We start from the raw sequence: 3,020 nt of genomic DNA on the forward strand, positions 1-3,020 counted from the left end.
CGCCCAAGTTAAATAGCGACGGCATTGGACAACGGACTCATTTTCGCATTTTCCAGGCTGCCAGAATGCTCCGGGGTTCTTTGATGCTCGAACGAATGGGCAGGACAATGTATCGCTGTCGGCGTTTGCTATCAGCCTTTGCTCTGGTGTTGTTGACGAGTGGCCTGTTCCCACAGGGCCCAGCCATGGCACAGGCGCCCTGCCCGGCCGACCACGATAAGCTGCTCGCCGCACTCAAGGCCAATGTGAAAGCAAGCGGCGGACCTGCCAACGGAGGCTTTGAGACCAACGAATGGGCCGCTGTCGTTGCTCGCGACGGCGCGGTGTGCGCGATCGCTTTCAGCGGTCCCACCGCCGATTCGCAATGGCCAGGCAGTCGCCTCGTCGCGGCGGAGAAGGCCAATACAGCCAATGGGCTCAGCCTGGCGCAAATGGCCCTATCGACGGCCAATCTCTACGCGGGGACGCAGCCGGGCGGGCCGCTTTTCGGCTTGCAGGAGACCAACCCGGTCAACCAGGCCGCAGCCTATGCGGGCGATCCCAAAACGTTTGGAAGTGCCAGCGATCCTCTCGTCGGCAAGCCAATCGGAGGCGTCGTCGTGTTTGGCGGCGGGCTTGCCCTCTATGACGGCAAGAGCATCGTCGGAGGCCTCGGGGTCTCAGGAGATTCCTCATGCGCCGATCACAATGTCGCCTGGCGTGTTCGCGCGGCGCTTGGCCTCGACAAGGTTCCCGCCGGGGTCAATCCCAATCGCAAGGACGCCATCGTCTACGATGTCGATCCCGGCGGCAAAAGCGCCTCGGGCTGGGGCCATCCGCTTTGTGCCGGCACCGAGGCTGACATCGCGGCGGAGCTCGGCGCCGGCGTGGGAGGCTCGATCCACAAATGAAAGGCATGCTGCACCCGGCACCAGCGCGCGTTGACGCAGGACACGGCGCCCGCGCATTGGCGACCGAGAATTCCTTTCGCACGGGCATACTCTCGGTGATGCTGCTGGCATGCGGCCTGTTTCTGAGCGGTGCCTCGGAGCCCGCATCGGCGGCGGCTATCGCGCCGCCCGCCGCCGCGGCGCCACCCGATGACGGGCAATGGACAATGCCGGCCAAGAACTACGCGTCGACCCGCTTCAGCGAACTCAGCGAGATCAACGAAGGCAACGTCAAGAACCTGCAGGTCGCCTTCACCTTCTCGACCGGCGTAAACAAGGGCCAGGAAGCAGCGCCGCTGGTCGTCGGCAACAACATGTACATCGTCACGCCCTTTCCCAACATCGTCTACGCGCTCGACCTTTCCAGGCCGGGCGCGCCGATGAAGTGGAAGTACGAGCCCAACCCCGAGCCGGCGGCACAAGGAGTGGCCTGCTGCGATGTCGTCAACCGCGGAGCGGCCTTCGCCGACGGACGCATCTTCTTCAACACGCTGGACGGCCACACGATCGCGCTCGATGCCAATACGGGCAAGCCGATCTGGAACACTCATATCGGCAACATCAACATCGGCGAGACCATCACCATGGCGCCGCTGGTGGTGAAGGGCAAAGTTCTGGTCGGCAATTCCGGCGGCGAAATGGGCGTCCGCGGCTGGGTCAAGGCGCTGGATGCCGGAGACGGGCATGTTGTCTGGACGGCTTATGGCACTGGACCCGACAAGGATGTGCTGATCGGCCCGGACTTCAAGCCCCACTACGACATGGACAGGGGCACAGACCTTGGCGTGACGACATGGCCACCGGAAGCCTGGAAGATCGGCGGCGGCAATATGTGGGGCTGGATCTCCTACGATCCGGAGTTGAACCTGATCTTCCACGGCACGGGCAATCCAGGACCGTGGAATCCGGATTTGCGGCCAGGCGACAACAAATGGACGTCCGGTATTTTCGCGCGTGACGCCGATACCGGAGCGGCGAAGTGGTTCTATCAGTGGAGCCCGCATGACCTCCATGACTATGACGGCATCAACGAGCAGATCCTTCTGGACATGACCTGGCAAGGCAAGCCGCGCAAGGTCCTTGTCCGACCGGAACGCAACGGCTACCTCTATATCCTCGATCGGACCACTGGAGAGGTGCTATCGGCCACAGCCTATGGCCCGGTCAATTCCAGCAAAGGCGTCGATCTGAAGACCGGCCGCCTGATTGCAAACCCTGACAAGAGAACCGGCACCGGCAAGGTGGTCCGAGACATTTGTCCGACGGCATCCGGCCTCAAGGACTGGCAGCCATCGGCGTTTTCGCCGAGGACCGGCCTGCTCTATATCCCCCACAACAATCTCTGCATGGATGAAGAAGGCGTCGAGGTAAACTACATCGCAGGCACGCCCTATGTCGGCATGAACGTACGCATGATCCCCGGGCCGGGCGGCAATCGTGGTGCTTTTACCGCCTGGGATGTTTCCGCCGCCAAGCCGGCCTGGGTCCTGAAGGAGAACTTTCCGGTATGGAGCGGCACCGTCGTCACTGCCGGCGATGTCGTCTTTTACGGGACCATGGAAGGCTGGTTCAAGGCGGTCAGCGCCAGGACTGGCGATCTGCTTTGGCAGTTCAAGACGTCGTCCGGCATCATCGGCCAGCCAATAACCTATCGCGGCCCCGATGGGCACCAGTATGTCGCAATTCTGGCAGGCGTCGGTGGCTGGGCCGGCGCCATCGTTTCGGGCGACTTAGACCCACGCGATGCCACCGCGGCACTGGGCTTCGTCAACGCGATGAAGGATCTGAAGAACGCTACCACGGCGGGAGGCACGCTTTATGTGTTCCGGCTGCCTTGATGGATTGAACTTGACCGTACGTCCGGCGCGAAAGGCGTTCCAACGGGTGGCGATCGGCATGGCCGGGCTCGCCTTGTTGCTCTTTCCGGCTGTTGCCAACGCACGTGAATTGAGAGTGTGCGCCGACCCGAACAACATGCCGTTTTCCAACGCGGCCGGTCAAGGGTTCGAGAACAGGATCGCGGAAATTGTCGCCACTGATCTTGGCGCCAAGCTGACGTATACCTGGTGGGCGCAGCGCCGTGGCTTCATC

The 3,020-nt window shown here is 62.4% G+C and carries 2 protein-coding genes and 1 pseudogene; all 3 read left to right on the plus strand.

Annotated features, from left to right (window positions below; genetic code table 11):
- Positions 1-185 precede the first annotated feature (185 nt).
- Positions 186-890 carry a heme-binding protein gene (locus EN879_RS30175; RefSeq protein ID WP_013525145.1) on the plus strand — a complete coding sequence of 235 codons (705 nt, stop codon included), beginning with the start codon at positions 186-188 and terminating at the stop codon, positions 888-890.
- The gene (locus tag EN879_RS30180; RefSeq protein WP_063170777.1) at positions 887-2,767 is read left to right on the plus strand and encodes a methanol/ethanol family PQQ-dependent dehydrogenase; all 1,881 of its coding nucleotides are present in this window, start codon (positions 887-889) and stop codon (positions 2,765-2,767) included. Before EN879_RS30175 ends, EN879_RS30180 begins: the two co-directional genes overlap by 4 nt.
- A gap of 58 nt (positions 2,768-2,825) precedes the next feature.
- Positions 2,826-3,020, plus strand: a pseudogene (locus EN879_RS30185) (quinoprotein dehydrogenase-associated putative ABC transporter substrate-binding protein); the annotation flags it as partial.

This window comes from Mesorhizobium sp. M7A.F.Ca.AU.002.02.1.1, assembly GCF_003998535.1.
Lineage (GTDB): Bacteria > Pseudomonadota > Alphaproteobacteria > Rhizobiales > Rhizobiaceae > Mesorhizobium > Mesorhizobium ciceri.

Coding starts and splice junctions, on each gene's coding strand:
- EN879_RS30180 (WP_063170777.1), top strand. CDS start 887: ATGAAAGGCATGCTGCACCCGGCACCAGCGCGCGTTGACGCAGGACAC.
- EN879_RS30175 (WP_013525145.1), top strand. CDS start 186: ATGGCACAGGCGCCCTGCCCGGCCGACCACGATAAGCTGCTCGCCGCA.